We start from the raw sequence: 1,579 nt of genomic DNA, 5'->3' as shown, positions 1-1,579 counted from the left end.
TTTTTTTTGCATGAAAAATAAAAAAAGGACTTGACAAGCAGTTGGTAATGTGTGGCGAAGCCCCTTGAAAAAACGAGGAGGTTTCGCCAATGAATGAGTACGCGCTTTCGTTAAAACAAACGCTGACATCCCTCATACGAGAAATGTCAGCCGCGCCAGCACCTTATGTCAAAAACCCTGAAACAAATTTTACCCGCAAAAAGAAACTGCCCTTTGAAACGGTGATGGAACTCCTGATCTCAATGGGCGGCAACAGCATTTATAAGGAACTCCTGGAGTCGCAGGGCTATGACGTGAATACCGCAACCACATCTGCTTTTGTCCAACAGAGGAATAAAATCCTGCCGTCTGCCGTGGAATTCTTGTTTCACAAATTCACGAAATCTTACACGGATCTCAAGGACTACCGAGGGTATCGATTGCTTGCCATTGACGGCTCTGATTTACATATCGCAACGAACGCTGCAGACACGGATACCTATTTTCAAAGTCAACCGAACGCGAAAGGCTACAACCTTCTGCATTTGAACGCAGCTTATGATTTGTGCAACAGTCTTTACGTCGATGCCATTGTTCAGCCGCGGAGGTTGTGTAATGAGGGGAGGGCACTGGCAGCTATGGTTGACCGTTCGCCCATTGAAGGAAAAACCATTGTTACGGCCGATCGAGGTTATGAAAGCTACAACAATTTCGCGCATATTGAACGCAAAGGGTGGAACTTCGTTATACGGGTAAAAGATTTGGATTCCAATGGGATTCTTTCGGGCTTGCGGTTGCCCTCTGGCGGTGAGTTTGATATTGACGTTCGTCAGACACTCACCAAAAAACAAACCAATGAGGTCAAGGCTCATCCAGAGATTTACAAGTTTCTTCCTTTCAAAGCTACATTCGATTTTTTGGATTTGCGCGAGAATTTGTTCTACCCGATTTCCTTTCGGGTGGTTCGTTTCGTCCTGCCTAATGACGCTTATGAAACCGTCATTACGAATCTTTCTGCCGCTGATTTCCCGCCCGATGAAATCAGGTCTATTTATAACATGCGATGGGGCATTGAAACCTCTTTCAGGGCATTAAAGTACACCGTTGGCCTGACGAATTTTCACGCAAAAAAGCAAGAGTCCATCATTCAGGAGATTTTCGCAAAAATGATCATGTACAACTTTGCTGAAATGATTACCTCGCACGTAGTCATTTCCCAAATGGATAAACGGCACCCATACCAAGTCAACTTCACAGTCGCCGTTTACGTGTGCAGACAATTCCTGCGCTCAAGGAACGATGAACCCCCGCCCGATGTTGAAGCGCTGATTCGTAAGAACATTTTGCCGATTCGTCCCATTCACCAGGGGCAGAAGAATACGCGCAAAATCCGTTATAAATCAGCAGTAAGCTTCGTCTACAGAGTAGCATAAATCGTCTCCTATGAACATTTATAAAGCGGATTTTCCATCCGCTTAGTTTGCTGTGCTCTTTTTTCCTTGTCTGCACGAAAAAACGAACGGCACAGGGTTTCTCCCGTGCCGTTCACGATCGATTTTTATTTCTGGTCTCAGACAATGCGATTAACTTAATGACATTG

Annotated in this window: 1 protein-coding gene; it reads left to right on the top strand. The window is 45.0% G+C overall.

All coding sequences use genetic code 11. The annotated features are described in order from the left end of the window. The first annotated feature begins 89 nt into the window (after positions 1-89). Complete coding sequence (locus GQS10_RS22735; RefSeq protein WP_166246591.1) at positions 90-1,412, top strand: IS4 family transposase; 1,323 nt, start codon at positions 90-92, stop codon at positions 1,410-1,412. Positions 1,413-1,579: the final 167 nt, after the last annotated feature.

This window comes from Paenibacillus turpanensis, from assembly GCF_011421635.1.
GTDB classification, from domain to species: domain Bacteria; phylum Bacillota; class Bacilli; order Paenibacillales; family YIM-B00363; genus Paenibacillus_AK; species Paenibacillus_AK turpanensis.
The sequence above is the reverse complement of the archived record's forward strand: the minus strand, read 5'-3'. Positions and strand labels throughout refer to the sequence as shown.